This window comes from Streptomyces sp. WAC05292, from assembly GCF_003949955.1.
Classification (GTDB): Bacteria; Actinomycetota; Actinomycetes; order Streptomycetales; family Streptomycetaceae; genus Streptomyces; species Streptomyces globosus.
The window spans coordinates 1-2,117 of record NZ_RPSE01000640.1; the positions used below are offsets into that span (position 1 = coordinate 1).

2 protein-coding genes and 1 pseudogene are annotated in these 2,117 nt (G+C 74.3%); 1 reads left to right on the forward strand and 2 read right to left on the reverse strand.

Features of this window, described 5'->3' with window-relative positions; translation table 11 throughout:
- Positions 1-213 precede the first annotated feature (213 nt).
- Positions 214-873 carry a response regulator transcription factor gene (locus EF903_RS31945; RefSeq protein ID WP_125548453.1) on the forward strand — a complete coding sequence of 220 codons (660 nt, stop codon included), beginning with the start codon at positions 214-216 and terminating at the stop codon, positions 871-873.
- A gap of 196 nt (positions 874-1,069) precedes the next feature.
- Here EF903_RS31945 and EF903_RS31950 read toward each other — a convergent pair whose 3' ends face one another.
- Positions 1,070-1,546, reverse strand: coding sequence for an ATP-binding protein (locus EF903_RS31950; protein WP_125548454.1), 477 nt, complete (start codon positions 1,544-1,546; stop codon positions 1,070-1,072).
- 325 nt (positions 1,547-1,871) lie between these two features.
- Positions 1,872-2,117 (reverse strand): annotated as a pseudogene (locus tag EF903_RS31955) (acyl-CoA/acyl-ACP dehydrogenase); the annotation flags it as partial.

Genomic DNA, 2,117 nt, shown 5'->3' on the forward strand with positions numbered 1-2,117 from the left:
CACCAACACCGTCCGGCACGCCCGCGCCCGCCGCTGCCGCCGTCCTGGGCGGGGCTGCCGCGGCCGTCGTCGGTGATGTCGAGGGCGAGCGCCCCGTCCCCGTACGCGACTCCGACACGGCCGCGGCAGCCCCGCCCAGGACGGCGGCGGCGGCTTCGGCATCACCGGCATGCGCGAGCGGGCCGGCGTCGAGGCTGCCGCCGAGGAGGCCCGATGAGCTCCGGCACCATACGCGTCCTGCTCGCCGACGACCAGCCGCTCGTCCGGTCCGGGCTGCGGGTCCTCATGGCCGGCACCGCCGACCTGGAGGTCGTCGGCGAGGCCGCCGACGGCGCGGAGGCCGTCCGGCTCGCCGCGGAGCTCGCCCCCGACGTCGTCGTCATGGACATCCGCATGCCGGAGATGGACGGCATCGAGGCAACCCGCCGCATCACCGCGGCCGCCGGCGGCACCCGCGTCCTGATCCTGACGACGTTCGACGAGGACGACCACGTCCACGGCGCCCTGCGCGCCGGAGCGAGCGGGTTCGCGGTGAAGGACATGCCGCTGGACGACCTGCTGGCCGCCGTACGCGTCGTCGCCGCGGGTGACGCCCTGCTCGCACCCGGCGTGACGCGCCGCCTGATCGCGGACTTCGTCGCCGGACCGGCGCCGGCGGCCGCGCGCGTGGCCGCCGTCACCGAGCGGGAGCAGGAGGTCCTGACACTGGTCGGCCGCGGACTGTCGAACGCGGAGATCGCGCAGGAGCTGTTCATCTCCATGGCGACGGCGAAGTCGCACGTCGCCCGGCTGCTGACGAAGCTCGGTGCCCGCGACCGGGTCCAGCTGGTGATCGAGGCCTACGACCGGGGGCTGGTCGCGCCGCCCCGGTGACGGCGCCCGGTGGCGCCGCACCGGTGACGGCGGCGCGGCCCCGGGCAGGTGGCGGCGAGCAGCCGCGCACGCCCCGAACTCGGCGCGGCAGCCGCCACCCCGCGACCCGCACTCGTCAAGGCTGTCCTTGGCGTCCCCTCGCGACGAATCGCTCAGGACAAGGGTGATCAACGGCTGACGAGCCGTCAACACCTCGTTAGAGGTACACGCGCGGTTCCCGGATCGACCCGAAATTTTCGCAGGAGCGCTCCGGCCGGGCGTCCGGCGGGCCGCCGGCCGGCCCCGCGGCGGCCCGGTCGACCTCGCACCAGATCCGCTTCCCGGCGCCCTCCGGCTGCCAGCCCCAGCGGTCGGCCAGCCCGTCGACCAGCTCCAGCCCGCGGCCCCCGGTGTCCCCGGCGCCGGCCTGCCGCCGGGACGGGGCCCGGCAGCTCGCGTCGGCGACCTCGACGCGCACCGCAGGCTCACCGAGCAGCATGCGCAGCACGGCCGGGCAGCCGGTGTGCACGACGGCGTTGGTGACCAGCTCGGAGATCAGCAGGATCAGCGTCTCCGCGAGCGGCTCGTCGTCCCCTATCCCGCATCCCGCGAGCCGGGAACGGGCCCATCGTCGGGCCCGGCCGACCTCGGCCGGGTCCGGTCCTACCTCCAGCTGCACCTGAAGCACCTGCACCGCTCACACCATCCGAACCGGCGGACACTTCGCCTCGCGACAGGACGGGATCACCGACTGTGACCCCCTTGCCGAGCAGCATGGTTGACATACAGTCACCACAACAAGCGCTTCGGGCATATTCCAGCGCGAAGGAGTAGGCATGGTGCATACTGTGCGACGCTCACGCCGCGCTACCGCTCGCATTCCCGGGAGCGTACCGGAGCAGTACCCGCGGGCCGGGCCGTCCAGGCCCCCGCGTAGGACACAAACCGATATCAACTCTCCGTAATCAGACATGCGTCCCGCGGCGTCGCCCCCGTGCCCGGCTCCGGGACCGGGTTCGTCACAGGCTGCCATCACGGGCGAACGGCGCCCCCTCCCGCCCCGGCCCCTGTGCGTCGGCGAGGAGTTCCGCGGCCAGGGCCTCCTCCGCCGCGGCCGCCGTTCGCCACTGCTCGGCCCGCACCCAGGCCCGCTTCAGGTGCAGGTGGACATCGGCATCCCAGGTGAAGCCCATCCCCCCGTGCACCTGGAGGCAGTCCCGGGCGTTCGCGACGGCCGGGACTGCCTCCAGGTGCACGGGGGGATG

What these genes read in the sequence shown, in the direction of transcription:
- EF903_RS31945 (WP_125548453.1), top strand. Translation starts at nt 214, where the DNA reads ATGAGCTCCGGCACCATACGCGTCCTGCTCGCCGACGACCAGCCGCTC.